The following is a 17,170-nucleotide window of genomic DNA, read 5'->3' on the forward strand; positions in this document are numbered from 1 at the left end:
GATTTTTCCCTTTCTGGTACTAGGGCGCTGGAGTCATTTTTGCAAACGAAATGCGCGACGACCATTGATAAAAAAATCAAAACATCCATGCATAACTTATGTCTATATTTCATGCAATAAGACTTAAAAAGAAATGAAAACACTTCGAATTTTTTCTATCCTCATTGCGATAGTATGCTTCCAACAGGCAAACGGTCAGTCCGTGGGGGAGGCACCAACGCTTTATCTTAACCACATTGCGATGTATGTGAATGATTTGAAAAAAAGCACAACATTTTACGAAAATATTCTTCGGTTAAAACAAATACCCGAACCGTTTCATGATGGAAAACATACCTGGTTTACCATTGGCGCCGCGGGCAGTCTTCATTTAATACAAGGTGCGCCAGCAAACATTACCCGCGATAAAAATGATCACTTATGCTTTAGTGTAAATTCGATTGATGACTTTATTGCTAACCTTAACAAACATCAGATTGAATATACCAACTGGCCGGGAACAGAAAAAGCTCCAACGGTACGGGTGGATGGCGTAAAACAAATCTACTTTGTGGATCCGGATGGTCATTGGATTGAAATCAATGACGATGTAAAGAAAAAATAAGAAGGTAGGTTCTTCACTCAAGAGAAAGTACAATAAAACCCACGACCGTTATTTATATACGCGCCAACTCAGTGTGGACAAACCCCTATTAAAATAGATAACAGATTGTGGTGTCTCCGAATCATTAAATGCCAAGGATATTAAATACCCACCACTGACTCCTCAAATCACCAACTCATGAGTTACCCATCGTGTTGCTAAATCTTGCTGTTTTATTTGAACGTAGAAATTGTTGCGCGAAACTTCTTTATCTTCAATCAATCATAGTTCCGAGACACCGAACTTGTAATTTCTCAATTTAAAACACCAAAGCTATGAAAAGAATTTTAGCATTCGTCTTTTGCCTATGGGCAACGTTTCAACTGCACGCCCAGACATTAAAATCAGTATTAACGGAGCAACTCAAGAGCACCCATACCAAACAAGATTGGTTCGTACCCGTTAATGTTGCGCTAGAAGGATTGACTTCGGAACAAGCCATTTGGAAAGATGGGAGCGGTAACCATTCCATTGGCCAACTTGCTAATCACCTTCTATTCTGGAATGAACATCAGCTTTTGAAATTCCGCGGCGAAAAAGGACATCCATACAATGGTGACAATGAGGAAACCTTCAATGCTTTTAATAAAGAACAGTGGGAACAAACCGTCAGAAGGTTGAGTTCTGTATTATCAGAACTGGAAAAACTTATTCAGACTTCCGATGATGCTTTTATTCGTAAGTGGGCGGAAACTATCGGAAATATTAGTACGCATAACGCATACCACACAGGACAAATTGTTTTTATCAGAAAACAACAAGGATCCTGGAATCCCGAAAAGGGTGTCAAATAACATCTATGGTTGTTCAAAAGTGGCGTTCGCACTACTTCACTACTTTCAATCCCCACACAACAAAAGCTCTCTTGATGCATGAAAAAAGTATTTTTGCTGAGCGGACTGGGGGCTGACAAAAGGGTTTTCGATTTTCTTGATTTAGAGGACTTTTCCGTGGAGCACGTTGTATGGGTAAAACCTCTTTCAAAAGAATCAATGGCTGACTATGCCAAACGGCTGCTGCCTCAAATCACGGGCGAAAAACCCATACTCGTGGGCGTTTCATTTGGAGGAATGATTGCAATTGAAATTGCTAAACTTATTTCGGTCGAGAAAGTCATTCAAATCTCTTCTGCTCAATCATCTGCGGCGATACCCTCTTTTCTTAAAGTGATGGCGGAAACTGAGAATCCTCAAGTTAATTCCACCTGGTGCTCTTAAAAAGCCGAATGGAATGCTTTATTGGTTATTTGGCGTGGATTCTAAAGAACATAAAGCATTGCTGGCATCCATCATGGCCGATACGGATGAAAGTTTTTTCACTTGGGCAATTGAAACAGTTCCTTTGTGGAACAACACAACGACCCTCAATCAGGTGATTCGGATACACGGAAACAGAGACAGAGTGCTTAGCTTCCGTGCAGCCGACTTCACGATAAAAGGTGGTGGTCATTTAATGATCGTCACGAGAGCAAAAGAAATAAGTGACATCATTAAAAAAGTACTTGCCTAGTCGTTTCCAATTAGTACTACTAATACTACCTACTCCGTCCAGTAATCAACTACTGTTACTTTGTCTAAATGAGGCCCTAAGATTTTCCCGAATGCTTTGTGATCCGGATGAACTAAATAGGCATCCCTGTCTTTGTCGCTTGAAAATGTTAAGAAAAAGCAGTGCGTTAGTCCCTGATTCAGATTTTCGGGGCTGCTATTTTTTCCCCACTCATAACTCTTGATGAGCGGAAGTTTAGTTGCTAAGTCGGCAAAAGCGTTCTCAACTTTCTTAATATCTGCAGCAGTGGATCCGTCTTTAAACTTAAAAAGCACAACATGACGGAGTACTTTTTCATTTTTCGATTGAGCATGAATCATAGGTGTTGATAAAATAATTAAAAAGGCTGCAAGAATGGACGCTGCAAAAATTTTTTTCATATGCTTTGAATGAAGTGTTGAAGTGTTGAAGTGTTGAAGTGTTGAAGTTAAACCGAAATATTTATGCGGGTGGGTCTTTATTTGTATCCCCACTTTTTCATAGCCTCCAAATTCTCTTTCATGCATGAAATAGGAGTCTTCCCCTGATAAGATTCCTGCTCAATAATAAAATGCTTGGTGCCTCCGGACTTTCGCCCAAGATCAATCACCTCTTTTACAGGTACGATGCCTTTTCCAAGAATGGTACTTTCATATTTCTCATTCCCTTCACTGCTGGCGATTTCATCCTTTACGTGCATAGACTGAAATCTCCCGGGATACTTTGTCATCACATCGAGTGCTTTAGCACCACCGTTATACAAGTTACCAATATCAATTTGCTGAATCACTAATGCTGGATCAGTCTCGGTAAGAATAATGTCAAACATAGTGGTACCCTCCAATTTTTGGCTAAACTCGAAGTCATGATTGTGATACCCGAATTTCATCCCTGACTTCTTGCAAAGCTCACCTGATTTGTTAAAAACCTCCATGAATCCCTTTAGATCATCAGCAGATTTCCAATATTCTTTTTCAAGTGAAGGGCTGATGACAAATTCCTGGCCAACGATAGCCGCATCCTCCACTGTGTATTTCCATACATCGGTGAAATCTTTTTTGGCAGCATCCCAATGTTTGCCCCCCAAAACGGTATGACCGCTAGGCATATCCATGCCCAGATCACTCAATATCTTCTTAAATTCTTTAGCGCCGTATCCATAGAATTTTCTATCAACATAATTGGCATGCTCCACATGTTTATATCCCATTGCCGATATTTGCTTTAGTGTCCCCAGAGGGTCACTCTTCATTTCGGTTCTAACAGAATAGAGTTGTAAACCGACTAACTCGACTCCCGGTTTCGCTGCAAAAAGGGCGCGCGATGCAAAGGTGCTGGCCGCAATAGCCAAGGCACTTTTTTTGATAAAATTTCTACGTGAAGTATACATGGATGGAATGTTTTAGTTGTTGATCTTTAAAGTTAAACTATTTATTCACTTACTTCTAAGCGCCATTTGATAAGCCTGCTCATAATGTTTGATGAGATTAGACCAATCAAAAAGGAATGAGTTATTTTCCACATTTGTTCGCTGCAGGATTCGTTCCCGCCTGGATTGTTTTAGAAAATTATACATTACTTCTGTAAGTTGGTTGGCCGACCAATCGAAAGTTTTTTTGCCGCGCTCAATAACATGGAGGCCATATTCTTCATGTTGCGGTATATGGTGGAGAATGTAATCACCGAAACCGGCAAGGTCGCTGGTAATACTGGGCACGGCACTGGCCATACATTCTAAAGGAGTATAACCCCACGGTTCGTAGTAACTCGGAAATATTCCGAGGTGACATCCCCGCACAAATTGACCATAATCCATTCCCCACAGCGGATTGCCGGTACTTATAAAATCCGGATGGTAAACGATTTTTATGTTGTCGTCAACGTTGTTTAAAAGTTTCTTGGTGTTCAGTGTATTGAGAATGTCATCTTGCTCCTCGTTCACCAGGCGATGGGTTACAACGAGGGGGTTCTTCTTTGTTTTCCACGACTGGATAGTTCTGCGGTAGCGTAAATTCCAATACTCATCCACAAAATCATTCAAGTCTGGCATCTGATTCTCTGTGCGCACGGTGCTCTCATAAAATAACCGCCGCCCTACTTGTTGTTGGATTGCATTGCAGGTTTCTGAAATTTCCTGCATCATCGCCTTGGATTGTAGTACCTCGGGCCTAATGCTATAAAAGTCGCGCTTGGTGACAAAAAACATCACTACGGTTACTTCCGACTTCTCTTTTTTTAACCGCTGATTTAGTCTCGACAGTGCCTCCAATGTAAGATCAAACCCCTTGTTCTTAAATTCATATCTCCCTGAAGTAAAAAAATATAAAGTCTTGTCGAGATCAAAAGAATATGACTGAAAGAAATGAGCCATTACAAAACGATGGATTTCCTCTTTGAACATCACGTGTTGATTCTGAAATTCATGCAGCACTTCAAAACGTTCAATATTCAATCCGTTCGGTACAACTACATCTGGTTTCCGTTTCAGCAAATGTTTGCATTCTCTTGCAGTTACTTCACTTACTGTACTCAACACATCTGCCGCATTTGCCGTCAGATATTCGATACGCGCTTCTGCTTCAATTCCAAATTTTCTGGCTTCATCTTCCCATTTAAAAAATGGCAAGTGGGCATAAAACAACGGTGAGTTGATAGCGAGGTGGCGCCCAAGCTGCGTGGCGTGAGTTGTAAAAACAGTCTTCACCGGCATCCCTTCACGTTTCATATCCAGAATTGGCAATGAAGACATCCACTCATGGAAATGAGCAATAATGGATTGATCTTTTCCTGCAAGCTTAACCAGTTCGTCGAAGAAGAGCTTGGTGAGATACCCGAAAGAAATGACTTGATTAAGCAATGGAGTTTCCGTGTGGGTGTCTATGCCATGATTCTTCCACAGTAAATATTTGATAACATTAAGTGATTTATCTTGTACTGCATTTGGGTTTAACAACACAACGCGAGGCTTACCGGTAATTAACCATTGCGCATAATGGACGTCAAACCCCTTCTTCCTTAAAATCGCGGCTGCCTGTCCAAAAATATCCTGGGAATCATCCAGCGGCTCTAGTTCTGCTTGAATGTTCCTGCTCAGGTATGGGCCGACCATACAATATGGCCCATTGGCGTTTTCCACCATGCAAGGAGCTTTTGATCGAATAACAGTGTAGATTCCGCCTACCTGGTTGCATACTTCCCACGCCACTTCCACAACACAGGAGGAAGGAAATTGCGTTGAACTCGTTGTACGTTTTGACATTTGATGACTTTAAAACCAACTAATCACACCGATGTTTTCAATCTTGACAATCTGTTACTACGACATATTACTAGCCATTATGGCGCAAAACATACTTTTTGGTTATAGCTTTAAATGTCAAAATTTCTTAAAATCATTACAATCATTTTAATGGATTATGTTTTGAGGCACTCAAAAAAAATCATTGACCTATGAACTTTGAAAAATTTACCATAAAATCTCAGGAGGCTTTACAAAAGTCTGCCGAGATTGCTATGAGTTTACAAAATCAGGCAATTGAACCTGGGCATTTACTCAAGGCAATATTGGAAACAGATGAAAATGTTTCCAACTATCTATTTAAAAAACTTAATGTAAATGGTATACACCTTAACAATAAACTGGAAGAGATTCTGCACGCCTATCCCCGTGTCTCAGGTCAGCAGCCCTACTTATCTTCCACCAGCAATGGTGTACTGCAGCATGCTGAAAAAGAACTTCGCGAATTCAAAGATGAATACATAGCCGTTGAACATTTGCTACTTGCTTTGTTAGCAAGCAAAGACAAAGTTGGGTCCCTGCTGAAAGATGCAGGACTGGATCGTGTTCCGTTGATAAAGGCGATAAAAGAGTTGCGTGGTGGTTCAAAAGTGTCGGATCAAAACGCAGAAGCAAAATATAAATCGCTGGAACGCTATTCTAAAAATCTTAACGATTTGGCGAAGCAGGGAAAGATTGACCCGGTAATTGGCCGGGATGAAGAGATACGACGGGTATTGCAAATCCTTTCACGGAGAACTAAAAACAATCCGATTCTTTTAGGTGAGCCCGGCGTTGGTAAAACTGCCATTGTCGAAGGTATGGCGCAACGGATCGTTAATGGGGATGTACCAGAAAATCTGAAAGATAAGATCCTGGTTTCTCTCGACATGGGCTTATTGGTGGCGGGCGCAAAATATAAGGGAGAATTCGAAGAACGTTTAAAGGCAGTAATCAAAGAGGTGACTGATTCTAACGGACAGATCGTTCTCTTCATTGATGAAATCCATACGTTGATTGGTGCTGGCGGCGGAGGTGAAGGCGCAATGGATGCAGCCAACTTATTAAAACCTGCACTGGCCCGCGGAGAGCTTCACGCTATCGGCGCTACTACATTAAAAGAATATCAAAAGTATATCGAAAAAGACAAAGCGCTTGAACGCCGGTTCCAGGCTGTGATGGTAAACGAACCCAGCGTTGAAGATTCTGTGTCTATCCTTCGCGGTATAAAAGACAAATATGAACTACACCATGGGGTGCGTATAAAAGATGATGCAGTAATTGCTTCAGTCGAACTTTCAAGTCGTTATATCAGTGACCGGTTTTTACCTGATAAAGCAATTGACCTGATGGATGAAGCAGCTGCAAAGTTACGCCTCGAAATGGACTCTCTTCCCGAAGAACTGGATGAACTGAACCGCAAAATCATGCAGTTGGAAATAGAGCGCGAGGCCATTCGCAGGGAGAAGGATAAAGACAAAGAAGCCGTCCTCAGTAAAGAAATTGCTGAGCTTTCGGAAGAACGTAATTCGCTCAAAGCTCAATGGGAAAGCGAAAAAGGAGTTGTTCATGGAATTCAAAAAGAAAAAGAGAATATCGATAAGCTGAAATTTGAAGCTGAGCAAGCTGAAAAATCGGGTGATTACGGTAAAGTGGCGGAAATTCGTTATGGAAAAATAACCGAAGCCGAAAAAAGGCTGGACGAATTTCAACGCCAAATGAAAGAAATGCAAGGCGAAAAATCCTTGCTAAAAGAAGAAGTTGATAGTGAAGATATTGCACAGGTTGTTGCAAAATGGACTGGCATTCCGGTTTCTAAGATGCTTCAAAGCGAGCGCGAAAAGCTTTTACATTTGGAGGAAGAGCTGGGGAAAAGGGTGGCAGGACAGGAAGAAGCTATTCACGCTTTAAGCGATGCCGTGCGCAGAAGTCGTGCAGGATTGCAAGATCCTAAACGCCCGATTGGTACTTTCATTTTTATGGGTACAACGGGCGTTGGAAAAACTGAATTATCAAAAGCCTTGGCAGATTATCTCTTCAACGATGATAATGCCATGGTGCGCATCGACATGAGTGAATACCAGGAACGACACAGTGTAAGCCGCTTGATAGGCGCGCCTCCGGGATACGTGGGTTACGATGAGGGCGGGCAACTCACAGAGGCCGTCAGAAGAAAACCATACTCTGTTATCCTGTTGGACGAGATAGAAAAGGCTCATCCGGATGTCTTCAATATTTTGCTACAGGTTTTAGACGAAGGAAGATTAACAGATAATAAAGGTCGGGTTGCAAATTTCAAGAATACGATCATTATCATGACCACTAACATGGGATCACACCTGATCCAGGAGAACTTCGAAAAGATCACGGATGAAAACTATTTCGATGTGGTCGAAGAAACGAAGGAAGAGGTGCTGACGCTATTGAAAAAGTCTGTTCGTCCCGAATTCATCAACCGCGTTGACGAGATAATCATGTTCCGTCCTTTAACCCAGGCCGACATCCGTAAGATAGTAGATATTCAAGTTGATCAGATTGAAAGACGGTTGCAGGACGCTGGCGTAAGAATAGAAATTTCGGGTCCTGCCCGTGCAAGGCTTGCCAAGCTAGGGTTTGATCCTCAGTTCGGGGCAAGACCTTTGAAACGGGTAATACAGCGAGAGATTTTAAATGAGCTCTCAAAACAAATTCTTGCAGGAAAGGTTCAGAAGGATTCTGTAATTTTTATTGATATAATCAATGAAACAGACTTCTCTTTTGAGAACCTTGAGGCTGCTGAAGTTGTTAAATAGACGGTTTAAGGATTGTGATTCCCTCCCAAGCCATTGGGAAATGGATGTGTTGGTTCGAGGGGGTTTGGTTTAAGCCCCGGGGTGGTTCCCGGGGCTTTTTTATTGTTCTACCTCGAAATTTATGCCGTCTACTAATCCCTCAAGAGATTTACGAATATTTTCGTAACAAATATTGACAAAGTCCGTTTTGAATGTTATGATTGTAATACGAAATCATTCGTATATGAACACACCTCCAATTAAGGCCACAGAAAAAGAATTAGAAATCCTCCAGGTTATATGGAAAAAAGGAGCGACGTCGGTCAAAGACGTTCATGAAACGCTGGGAGGAGATGAGGCCAATGGTTACACGACCATATTAAAATTGATGCAAATCATGCATGAAAAAGGATTGCTAACACGCCAAAAGAGCGGCAAACTGCATCTCTATGAAGCCGTATCTACCGCTGAAAAAACCAGGCAACAGATCCTGGACAAGATGATACAAACGGTTTTTCAAGGCTCAGCAGCGCAGCTGGTCATGAGTGCTTTGGGCAACAAGAAGTCCTCAAAAGAGGAAATACGCGAAATCAAGAAATATCTGGAGAAATTAGAAGGTGAACAATGAATGCATTAATGGAACTTTTAAAAGCATCTGAGCTAAACATGTTAGGCTATACGTTGCTTCACTCTATATGGCAAGCTTTTATTATCGCCATGGTTGTGATTTTGGTGTTACGGTTTATCCCGGCAAAGCTATCCAATGTCCGGTACACGATCGCATCCATTGGGTTGTTGATTATCATCTCGTTCTCTGTTATAACATTCCTTTATCTTCTGTCAACACCGACAGATCTAATGGTAGTACATGCCATGTCCGTTCAGCAGGCGTCGGTTGAATCCTCCAAACACCTTTCTGATCTATCTTTAAACAGCAGCATTGCCATTTTGAATGGTTTTATACAATCAAGTATTCCCGCATTTTTAGCTGCATGGATCTTAGGAACCCTTCTTTTCACATTGCGCATAGTGACCGGGTTATGGTATGTTCAAAAGCTAAGAGTTGAATCCGTTTTGCTGGAAAATGAATGGAGTGATCGCATTCAATTCCTATCGAAGGAGCTTAATATCAATGCACTTGTTGCGCTGGCAGAATCGTCCGCCATTCACGCTCCCGTCATCATCGGCTACATCAAACCTATCATTCTTATTCCGATAGGAATGACGGCAAGCCTTTCTACGGCACAGCTGGAAACTATTTTCCTGCATGAGCTTATGCACATTCGCAGAAACGATTATTTGATCAATCTGCTTCAGGCATTTATCGAGGCAATTTATTTTTTCAATCCTTTCGTCTGGATAATTTCTGGAATTATAAAAAGGGAACGGGAACATTGCTGTGATGATGCTGTCGTTAAACATCAAGGAAATGCCAGGGACTATGTAAATGCACTTGCGACCCTAGAAGAAGTACGCCTGACAAAAGCTGGTATGTCATTATCGCTGGCTGAAAATAAGAATCAACTACTTAACAGAATTAAACGTCTTATGGAAAACACGGTAAAAAATTATTCCAGCAGGGAGAGAATCATTCCTGCCTTGCTGCTGGTCATTGGGCTTATTTGCGCATCCTGGATCTCATCACAAACAGGAAAACCTATTGATAGCACTACATCAGATACCCATAGCGTTGTTCAAGACACAACAAAAAAAGAAAAGAAAATCAAAAAAAATCAGAAAGTAACCTCAAGCAACAACGATAATCCATCGATTAAAAAAATCGATAAAGCACCAACAGCTAAGGATGATCGCGATTCCGGTCGTGAAGATGACCAACGGTTTTCCCAGGGCCCAGTGCCTCCACCAGACTTCGATTTTGAGCTACCTCCAATGCCCGAGGTAAATGTTATGATACCGCCACTGCCTGATATTGGTGTAATGCTCCAAGGTTTTGATGGTGCCGCATTCTCCCCGATGCAGGAAAAAGACTGGGAAGCATTCAGTAAAGAATTTGAAGAGAATTTCAAAAGCAAGTTTGGCGACTTCTACGAGAAACACGAGAAGGAAATTGAACAGATCATGCAGGATGTAGAGCAAAACGTCAACAACAAATTCGACGATAGGTGGGAAAGCCAGATGCAGGATTACGCAAGAAAACAAGAAGCCTGGGCGAAAGCTTATGCCGAAAGATGGGAAAAGCAGGCCGAAAAATTTTCTTCCGACTATGCTGCTCAGATGGAGAAATCACACGAGAATTTAAAACGATTCGAGGATCTTCATGACCTGCATCGAAAAGAGTTTGAGAAAAATCAGCAGGAATTCGAGAAAAGTGCAAAAGCGTTTGAAGAAAAAAATAAACGTTTCGAGGAGGAACTAAAGTCTGAGCTAGTCAAAGATGGTTATCTCGACGAAAATGAAAAGTTAGAAAATATGCACTGGCACAATGGGAAAATTGAAATTAACGGTAAAAAGATTAAACCTGAGCACGAGCAAAAGTACAATGAACTCCATGAAAAGTACTTTAACATTCACGGGCGCAAGTTTGATTGAGCATTTGCACCTTGGGCGGAAATAAATTGGGCTACTTAGGAATAGAGTTATTCTCTACGCGTAGCCCCACCGCTAAGATTCCCTGCAATGTATCTACACGCATCAGTTGTTCGAATTTCACTTTATATTTACCGCGGTATTTAAACTGATAGTCCTTTAGCAATTCAAATCGGTGATCATAAATATCGCCAAGGCCACTGTTCCCGAAAGGTTCGCCTGTCTTCGAATCGAAAAGGTATTGGGTCACTAATTTTTTTTCCAGCTCTGCTCCTGTAGAATCTTGAAGAGAGTAGTTGAAAAAAAGCCTTGCATAGGGATAGGAAATTGTATTTCGAACATTTCCATACAAGGTGTACCTATCGGCGGGTTTGTCAATGGTAAATTCAAACTCAGGCTTTTCACTGATCAGCCAGTACCTATCCTGAAAATCAGTATTTTGTTCATAGACTCGCGATTCGTCACAACCAGAAAAAAGCAAACAAAGGCTGCTTAGGAGAATAACAACTCTCATCGTTGATCGCCAGGTTTGGGTTTACGATTAGGATTAGGTCGATTATGTCGTGCCTGATCTCTTCCTTCACCTCCGCCACCACTTTTCTTCTTCTTTCTCTTTTTTGATTTGCCTTTAAACTTCTGATCCATTCGCGCCAAATCGCTATTCAGAGTTTCAACCGGAATTTTTTCAGCTTCCACATCAATTTCCAAACTTGCTGGCTTCTTGCCCTCACGATTCATTCGAAGAATGTGATTGACCCGTTGGATATTCAAAGGGTACCAAGTATTTTCTTCATTAAACCCAAACCACATGATCTTCCGGAAGATATCAGTTTTTTGAAGCGTAGCATCGCCCTTTTCTGTTAATAAAGGACCCTCGATCTTTGGAATGTCTTCTAAAGCCTCCATGTAAGTCTCCAACTCATAATTCAAGCAACATTTTAATCGTCCGCATTGGCCTGATAATTTGCTGGGATTAAGCGAAAGGTTTTGATAACGCGCGGCACTCGTCGACACATTCTTGAAATCACTTAACCACGTTGCACAGCAGAGCTCTCTTCCGCAAACCCCAATTCCTCCCAGCCGGCCAGCTTCCTGTCGTAAACTGATTTGCCGCATTTCTACTCGGATCTTGAACTCGCCTGCCAGCAATTTGATCAATTCACGGAAATCAACTCGGTCATCCGCCGAATAGAAAAAGGTGGCTTTCATATTATCAGCCTGATATTCGACGTCGGAAAGTTTCATCTCCAACTTGAGATCCCGGATAATTTCCCGTGTACGATAAAGAGTAGGAAGTTCCCGCTTCTTTACATCTTCAAATTTTTCTAAATCCTTTTGATGAGCGATGCGATAGACTTTTTTTATTTCATCGTCATTGTTCACCTTTTTCTTTTGCATTTGCAACCGGACAAGTTCGCCTTGCAAAGATACGTGTCCAATATGGTGGCCGTTAGGTACCTCAACGACAACAGCATCTCCTGTAGTAACCGTTAAGTTATCGGTAAGCCTGAAAAATTCTTTCCGCCCGTTTTTAAATCTGACCTCAACAATTTTGAATTTGTCTTCACTCGGCATGTCCATGTTGGAAAGCCAATCAAAGACATTCATCTTATTACAACCGCCTGTGTTACAAGCGCCATTATTATTGCAGCCAGAGACTACTCCACTTTTAGTTGTTCCACATGAGCATCCCATCCCGCTAACCTTTATAATTCATTAAATCTTGTCCGATATCTTTTCTATAATAAAGACCATCCCAATAAACCTGGGCAGCCGTTTCATACACTTGAGCACGTGCTTCTTCCAGGGAATTGCCCTTCCCGGTGATGGCCAAAACACGTCCTCCATCAGTTAATACATTATTGTTTTGTTTCTTGGTTCCAGCATGAAAAATAAGGGCATCAACATCCTTTTCTAGCCCGACAATCGACTTCCCTGTTTTGTATTCTCCAGGGTATCCGCCGGAAACCAAAGCTACCGTTACGGCGTGATGCGCATCAATTTCTACCTGTTTTCCTTTAAGATCACCTTTCGCGGCAGCAGCTAAAAGATCGACAAAATCATTTTTAATCCGCGGCATCACCGCTTGGGTTTCCGGATCGCCCATTCGCGCATTGTATTCGATCACGAAGGGTTCACCTCCAACATTCATAATCCCCACGAAAATGAAACCCTTATAATCAATTCCCTCCTGGATCAGGCCCTCAATGGTAGGTTTCACAACCCTTTCTTCAATTTTTTTCATGAATGATGGCGTAGCGAATGACACGGGTGAAACAGCCCCCATTCCACCAGTATTGAGACCAAGGTCGCCTTCCCCAATTCGTTTATAATCTTTTGCTTCGGGAAGGATTACATAATCTTTACCGTCGGTAAGAACGAAGACAGAAACCTCAATACCATTTAAAAACTCCTCGATCAATACCTTGGAACTGGCTTCCCCGAACTTCTTATTCACCAACATTTCCTTGATTACTGCCTTTGCTTCCCCCTGACTTAGACTGATGATTACACCCTTTCCTGCCGCCAGTCCATCTGCCTTGAGTACGATGGGTGGCTTACAGGTAGAAATGTAGTCGAATGCTTCGGTGAGGTTGGATGCATTAAAGGTCCTCGCTTTGGCAGTGGGAACATGATGCCTGATCATAAATTGTTTTGAAAAATCTTTGCTGCCCTCTAATTGAGCTCCAATTTTTCCAGGTCCTACCATCAGGATGTTCTTTAACAGCGCATTCTGCTCGAAAAAATCTCTGATTCCATTCACAAGCGGTCCTTCAGGCCCGACTACCACCAAGTCAACATCTTTTTCAAGACAAAATTTACCCAACGCATCGAAATCATTTATGCCAATGGGCACATTCTCGGCAATCAACGAAGTACCGGCGTTGCCGGGCGCAACAAAAATTTGATCACAAAGCGAACTCTGCCGCATTTTCCAGCAAAGCGCATGCTCCCTTCCGCCATTACCAATTACGAGAATGTTCATGGTTGTATTTTCGGTTGAATCCCAAAGATAACCGCGAATTCGGTGAAATAAAATATCGCTATCCCTTAATCACGATTTGAAGTAGACATGACATTGACTTCTGAGGGAAGCTCTCCGAAATAGGCTATAAAAAACGGTGACAAGGGATTAACCTAATCACCGTAATGTTATCATTTATTAAAGTCGCCCCTAGTTCGCGTATTCGGACATGAACTTGATACGCATCATTCTTACCTCCTCTTCGGAATAAGCCGACATCGACTGGTCGCCCAACGCCTCATCCAGACTGTCTGTTTCCGCGTTCATGAAATAGTCATGAATGTCATCCTGTTTATGCGGGTCAATTACCTGGTCGATATAATAGTTAAGATTCAGCTTAGTTCCCGAATAACAAATGTTCTCAATTTCAGTGAGCAATTCATCAAACGACAACCGGGCCTTCTCCGCTATCTCTTCTAGATCAACCTTGCGATCTATTTGCTGAATAATAAGAATTTTTGTTTTCGACTTGTTGACCGATGATTTTACAACCACCTCATTAGCGGTTTCAATATCATTCTCGTCGACATAATTCTGAATTACCTCTAAAAACTTGGCCCCAAACTTATTTACCTTGCCCATTCCCACGCCGTTGACCTGTGCAAGATCTTCTTTCGTGGTAGGATAGGTGGTAGCCATTTCTTCCAATGACGGGTCCTGGAATATCACATAAGGCGGAAGATTTTTTTCCTTGGCAATCTTCTTTCTTAACGTCTTTAGAATTTCGAAAAGCTTGGTGTCGTAGGCTCTTGGATTTGCAGGACCTTTGTCGCTTGATTCTTCTTCCTCCTCAATCTCTGTGGTAAAGTCATGATCGCGCGCCAGAATGATCTCATGCGGCTTCTTTAAAAATTCGTTTCCACGTTGACTTATCTTAAGATTACCAATATTCTCGATATCTTTTTCCAGGTATTGATAGATCAATGCCTGACGAATAATTGACTTCCAGTAATCGGCATCTTCATTACTGCCTTTGCCATAAACCGCTAAATCGAAATGACCGTAACTCTTTACGTATTCATCTTCTACGCCCCGGATAACATTTACGAGGTGATTGAGTCCGAATCGTTCGTTTGTTTGCTTCACTGCCTGCAACGCAATAAGCACTGCATCCGTTCCATCGAACCGTTCACGCGGATGAACGCAGTTGTCGCACATGCCGCAGTTTTCTTGTAAGTATTCTTCACCGAAATAGTGAAGCAACTGTCTTCTTCGGCATACCGGTGATTCGGCATAGTACTCCATCTCCTGGAGCAGTGTGCGAGCATTTTCCCGTTCTTGAACCGGCTTATCCTTATTGAATTTTTCTAACTTATTAAGATCATTGTGACTGTAGAACATGAGACAGTGGCCTTCAAGTCCGTCGCGTCCACCCCGTCCGGTTTCCTGATAATATCCTTCCAACGACTTGGGTACATCATAATGAACCACAAACCGTACATCAGGCTTGTCGATACCCATCCCGAAAGCGATGGTAGCGACGATAATGTCCGTTTCCTCATTCAAGAAATCATCTTGATTTTTCATCCGTACATCCGGATCAAGACCCGCATGATACGGTGCTGCTTTGAAACCATTTACGTTTAGCAATTGTGCGATTTCTTCTACCTTCTTGCGGCTGAGGCAATAGATCACACCTGATTTACCCTTGTTATCTTTTAAGAATTTGATGAGTTGTTTCTTCGTCTCTTTCTTAGGTCGAACCTCATAGAAAAGGTTCTTACGGTTAAAAGAAGAAATAAAAACATCAGCTTCCTCCATTTGTAAATTCTTCTGAATATCAAGCTGCACTTTTGGTGTAGCCGTCGCAGTTAATGCAATCACAGGCATGTCACCAAGACTGTGAATCATTGTTTTGATCTTTCGATATTCAGGGCGGAAATCATGTCCCCACTCTGAAATACAATGGGCCTCATCGATAGCAACAAATGAAACGTTTACTTTTTTCAGAAACTCAATTGTCTCTTCTTTATTAAGGGACTCCGGAGCGACGTAAAGCAACTTGACATTGCCATTCATGCAATCTTTTTTCAGCCTTGTGATTTCACCTTTGCTAAGTGTTGAATTTAGAAACCGTGCATTTACTCCGTAAGCATTCATTTGATCCACCTGATTTTTCATCAAAGCAATCAAAGGAGAGATGACAATCGCTAAACCTGGCCGAACCATCGCAGGTAGTTGGTAGCATAATGATTTACCAGCACCGGTTGGCATAATAACAAACGTATTCTTGCCGTCCAGTAAATTCCGGATGATTTCTTCCTGGTTACCTCTAAATTGGCTGTAACCGAAAATTTCTTTTAATCTTTCTTTGAGGGTATCTTTCTCTTCGACCAACATCGTTTTCATCTTGATAAAACCTAAATTGTATCTTTGTCTTTCTCGTAACAAAGTAATCTTGAAAAGGAATTGAATTTAGTTAAAAATATTAAAAAAATTGCTCGCGACGTATTATTAAATGAGTCTGAAGCAATTCATAACATCGCCAATTTTATTGATGACAATTTTGAAGCCTGTGTCAGAGAGATATATTCTGCAAAGGGCCGCGTTGTCATTACAGGCGTTGGCAAAAGTGCCATTATAGCCAATAAAATTGTTGCTACTCTTAACTCCACTGGTACACCTTCCGTCTTCATGCATGCTGCTGACGCCATCCATGGCGACCTTGGCATGATTCAGCCTGAAGACATTGTAATTTGTATTTCTAAAAGTGGAAATACCCCCGAAATTAAAGTATTAATTCCGTTACTCAAACGAAGAGGATCAAAGCTTGTTGCTTTAGTTAGCAACACAAATTCATATCTTGCAGAGCAAGCCGATTTTATACTAAATGCAACGATTGCAGAAGAAGCATGCCCTCTTAACCTTGCTCCAACAACAAGTACAACTGTGCATGTTGCTTTGGGCGATGCGCTTGCAGTTTGCCTTTTGGAGCTACGCGGGTTTACCAGTCGTGACTTCGCAGAGTACCATCCGGGAGGATCACTTGGGAAACAATTATATCTTAAGGTCTCTGATATTTATGTTCATAACGAACTCCCTATTGTTAGTCCGGATACACTATTAAAGGATGTAATACTGGAAATATCCAGCAAACGTTTGGGATGCACAGCCGTAGTAGATGAGAAAAAAATTCTGCACGGAATTATTACCGATGGGGACTTGAGGCGGATGCTTCAAAAAGTGAGTAATCTTACCGATATAACGGCAAAAGACATTATGACACGAACGCCAAAGAAAATTGAAAAAGATGAATTTGCTGTCGCTGCCTTACATTTGATGCAAGAAAATAATATTACACAACTGGTCGTGATGAACGGTGTTCAGATTGCAGGATTTATTCATCTTCACGATCTTTTAAAAGAAGGAATTGTTTGATA

15 protein-coding genes are annotated in these 17,170 nt (G+C 41.7%); 8 read left to right on the forward strand and 7 right to left on the reverse strand.

Annotated elements, in window-relative coordinates; translation table 11 throughout:
* The first annotated feature begins 133 nt into the window (after positions 1 to 133).
* The 4 genes from P2W71_RS19930 to P2W71_RS19945 all read left to right on the forward strand — a co-directional run bounded on the left by P2W71_RS19930 (position 134) and on the right by P2W71_RS19945 (position 2,152).
* On the forward strand, positions 134 to 604 hold the full coding sequence (locus tag P2W71_RS19930; protein ID WP_276373082.1) for a VOC family protein: 471 nt from the start codon (positions 134 to 136) through the stop codon (positions 602 to 604).
* Positions 605 to 918: 314 nt separating this feature from the next.
* Positions 919 to 1,437, forward strand: a complete 519-nt coding sequence (locus tag P2W71_RS19935) for a DinB family protein (RefSeq protein WP_276373083.1) — start codon at positions 919 to 921, stop codon at positions 1,435 to 1,437.
* A gap of 78 nt (positions 1,438 to 1,515) precedes the next feature.
* Positions 1,516 to 1,860: an alpha/beta hydrolase gene (locus tag P2W71_RS19940; RefSeq protein WP_276373085.1), complete on the forward strand. Its 345-nt coding sequence runs from the start codon at positions 1,516 to 1,518 to the stop codon at positions 1,858 to 1,860.
* 13 nt (positions 1,861 to 1,873) lie between these two features.
* The gene (locus P2W71_RS19945; RefSeq protein ID WP_276373086.1) at positions 1,874 to 2,152 is read left to right on the forward strand and encodes a hypothetical protein; all 279 of its coding nucleotides are present in this window, start codon (positions 1,874 to 1,876) and stop codon (positions 2,150 to 2,152) included.
* 29 nt (positions 2,153 to 2,181) lie between these two features.
* On the opposite strand, the gene P2W71_RS19950 is transcribed toward P2W71_RS19945, so the two are convergent.
* From P2W71_RS19950 to P2W71_RS19960, 3 genes are all read right to left on the reverse strand, one after another.
* On the reverse strand, positions 2,182 to 2,511 hold the full coding sequence (locus tag P2W71_RS19950; RefSeq protein WP_276373343.1) for a Dabb family protein: 330 nt from the start codon (positions 2,509 to 2,511) through the stop codon (positions 2,182 to 2,184).
* Positions 2,512 to 2,648: 137 nt separating this feature from the next.
* Complete coding sequence (locus P2W71_RS19955; RefSeq protein WP_276373087.1) at positions 2,649 to 3,560, reverse strand: TIM barrel protein; 912 nt, start codon at positions 3,558 to 3,560, stop codon at positions 2,649 to 2,651.
* A 45-nt stretch (positions 3,561 to 3,605) separates the two neighbouring features.
* Complete coding sequence (locus P2W71_RS19960; protein ID WP_276373088.1) at positions 3,606 to 5,429, reverse strand: glycosyltransferase; 1,824 nt, start codon at positions 5,427 to 5,429, stop codon at positions 3,606 to 3,608.
* Positions 5,430 to 5,620: 191 nt separating this feature from the next.
* On the opposite strand from P2W71_RS19960, the gene clpB reads away from it, so the two are divergent.
* The 3 genes from clpB to P2W71_RS19975 all read left to right on the forward strand — a co-directional run bounded on the left by clpB (position 5,621) and on the right by P2W71_RS19975 (position 10,768).
* The gene (gene clpB / locus P2W71_RS19965) at positions 5,621 to 8,239 is read left to right on the forward strand and encodes an ATP-dependent chaperone ClpB (RefSeq protein WP_276373089.1); all 2,619 of its coding nucleotides are present in this window, start codon (positions 5,621 to 5,623) and stop codon (positions 8,237 to 8,239) included.
* A gap of 223 nt (positions 8,240 to 8,462) precedes the next feature.
* Positions 8,463 to 8,846 (forward strand): BlaI/MecI/CopY family transcriptional regulator, encoded by a 384-nt coding sequence (locus P2W71_RS19970; protein WP_276373090.1) that lies wholly within the window; start codon positions 8,463 to 8,465, stop codon positions 8,844 to 8,846.
* Positions 8,843 to 10,768 (forward strand): M56 family metallopeptidase, encoded by a 1,926-nt coding sequence (locus P2W71_RS19975; protein WP_276373091.1) that lies wholly within the window; start codon positions 8,843 to 8,845, stop codon positions 10,766 to 10,768. The genes P2W71_RS19970 and P2W71_RS19975 overlap by 4 nt, the downstream gene beginning before the upstream one ends.
* 31 nt (positions 10,769 to 10,799) lie before the next feature.
* Here the strand turns inward: P2W71_RS19975 and P2W71_RS19980 are convergent, their stop codons facing one another.
* The 4 genes from P2W71_RS19980 to recQ form a co-directional block, all read right to left on the reverse strand.
* Positions 10,800 to 11,279, reverse strand: a complete 480-nt coding sequence (locus P2W71_RS19980; protein ID WP_276373092.1) for a gliding motility lipoprotein GldH — start codon at positions 11,277 to 11,279, stop codon at positions 10,800 to 10,802.
* Entirely contained in the window at positions 11,276 to 12,460 is a 1,185-nt protein-coding gene (gene ricT, locus P2W71_RS19985) for a regulatory iron-sulfur-containing complex subunit RicT (protein WP_276373093.1), read from the reverse strand. Before ricT ends, P2W71_RS19980 begins: the two co-directional genes overlap by 4 nt.
* A gap of 4 nt (positions 12,461 to 12,464) precedes the next feature.
* Positions 12,465 to 13,751, reverse strand: a complete 1,287-nt coding sequence (gene purD / locus P2W71_RS19990; RefSeq protein WP_276373094.1) for a phosphoribosylamine--glycine ligase — start codon at positions 13,749 to 13,751, stop codon at positions 12,465 to 12,467.
* A 189-nt stretch (positions 13,752 to 13,940) separates the two neighbouring features.
* Positions 13,941 to 16,130, reverse strand: coding sequence for a DNA helicase RecQ (recQ, locus tag P2W71_RS19995; protein ID WP_276373345.1), 2,190 nt, complete (start codon positions 16,128 to 16,130; stop codon positions 13,941 to 13,943).
* Positions 16,131 to 16,199: 69 nt separating this feature from the next.
* Here recQ and P2W71_RS20000 point away from each other — a divergent pair, with 69 nt between their 5' ends.
* Positions 16,200 to 17,168 (forward strand): KpsF/GutQ family sugar-phosphate isomerase, encoded by a 969-nt coding sequence (locus tag P2W71_RS20000; protein WP_276373095.1) that lies wholly within the window; start codon positions 16,200 to 16,202, stop codon positions 17,166 to 17,168.
* The last annotated feature ends 2 nt before the right edge of the window (positions 17,169 to 17,170 follow it).

Source organism: Chryseolinea sp. H1M3-3, from assembly GCF_029360725.1.
Lineage (GTDB): Bacteria > Bacteroidota > Bacteroidia > Cytophagales > Cyclobacteriaceae > Chryseolinea.

Bases quoted from the DNA above. Each gene is read 5' to 3' on its own strand.
- P2W71_RS19930 (WP_276373082.1), top strand. From the start codon at position 134: ATGAAAACACTTCGAATTTTTTCTATCCTCATTGCGATAGTATGCTTC.
- P2W71_RS19960 (WP_276373088.1), bottom strand. From the start codon at position 5,429: ATGTCAAAACGTACAACGAGTTCAACGCAATTTCCTTCCTCCTGTGTT.
- P2W71_RS19935 (WP_276373083.1), top strand. From the start codon at position 919: ATGAAAAGAATTTTAGCATTCGTCTTTTGCCTATGGGCAACGTTTCAA.
- clpB (WP_276373089.1), top strand. From the start codon at position 5,621: ATGAACTTTGAAAAATTTACCATAAAATCTCAGGAGGCTTTACAAAAG.
- recQ (WP_276373345.1), bottom strand. From the start codon at position 16,130: ATGTTGGTCGAAGAGAAAGATACCCTCAAAGAAAGATTAAAAGAAATT.
- P2W71_RS19945 (WP_276373086.1), top strand. From the start codon at position 1,874: ATGCTTTATTGGTTATTTGGCGTGGATTCTAAAGAACATAAAGCATTG.
- purD (WP_276373094.1), bottom strand. From the start codon at position 13,751: ATGAACATTCTCGTAATTGGTAATGGCGGAAGGGAGCATGCGCTTTGC.
- P2W71_RS19970 (WP_276373090.1), top strand. From the start codon at position 8,463: ATGAACACACCTCCAATTAAGGCCACAGAAAAAGAATTAGAAATCCTC.
- P2W71_RS19950 (WP_276373343.1), bottom strand. From the start codon at position 2,511: ATGATTCATGCTCAATCGAAAAATGAAAAAGTACTCCGTCATGTTGTG.
- P2W71_RS19940 (WP_276373085.1), top strand. From the start codon at position 1,516: ATGAAAAAAGTATTTTTGCTGAGCGGACTGGGGGCTGACAAAAGGGTT.
- P2W71_RS19975 (WP_276373091.1), top strand. From the start codon at position 8,843: ATGAATGCATTAATGGAACTTTTAAAAGCATCTGAGCTAAACATGTTA.
- P2W71_RS19955 (WP_276373087.1), bottom strand. From the start codon at position 3,560: ATGTATACTTCACGTAGAAATTTTATCAAAAAAAGTGCCTTGGCTATT.
- ricT (WP_276373093.1), bottom strand. From the start codon at position 12,460: ATGGGATGCTCATGTGGAACAACTAAAAGTGGAGTAGTCTCTGGCTGC.
- P2W71_RS19980 (WP_276373092.1), bottom strand. From the start codon at position 11,279: ATGAGAGTTGTTATTCTCCTAAGCAGCCTTTGTTTGCTTTTTTCTGGT.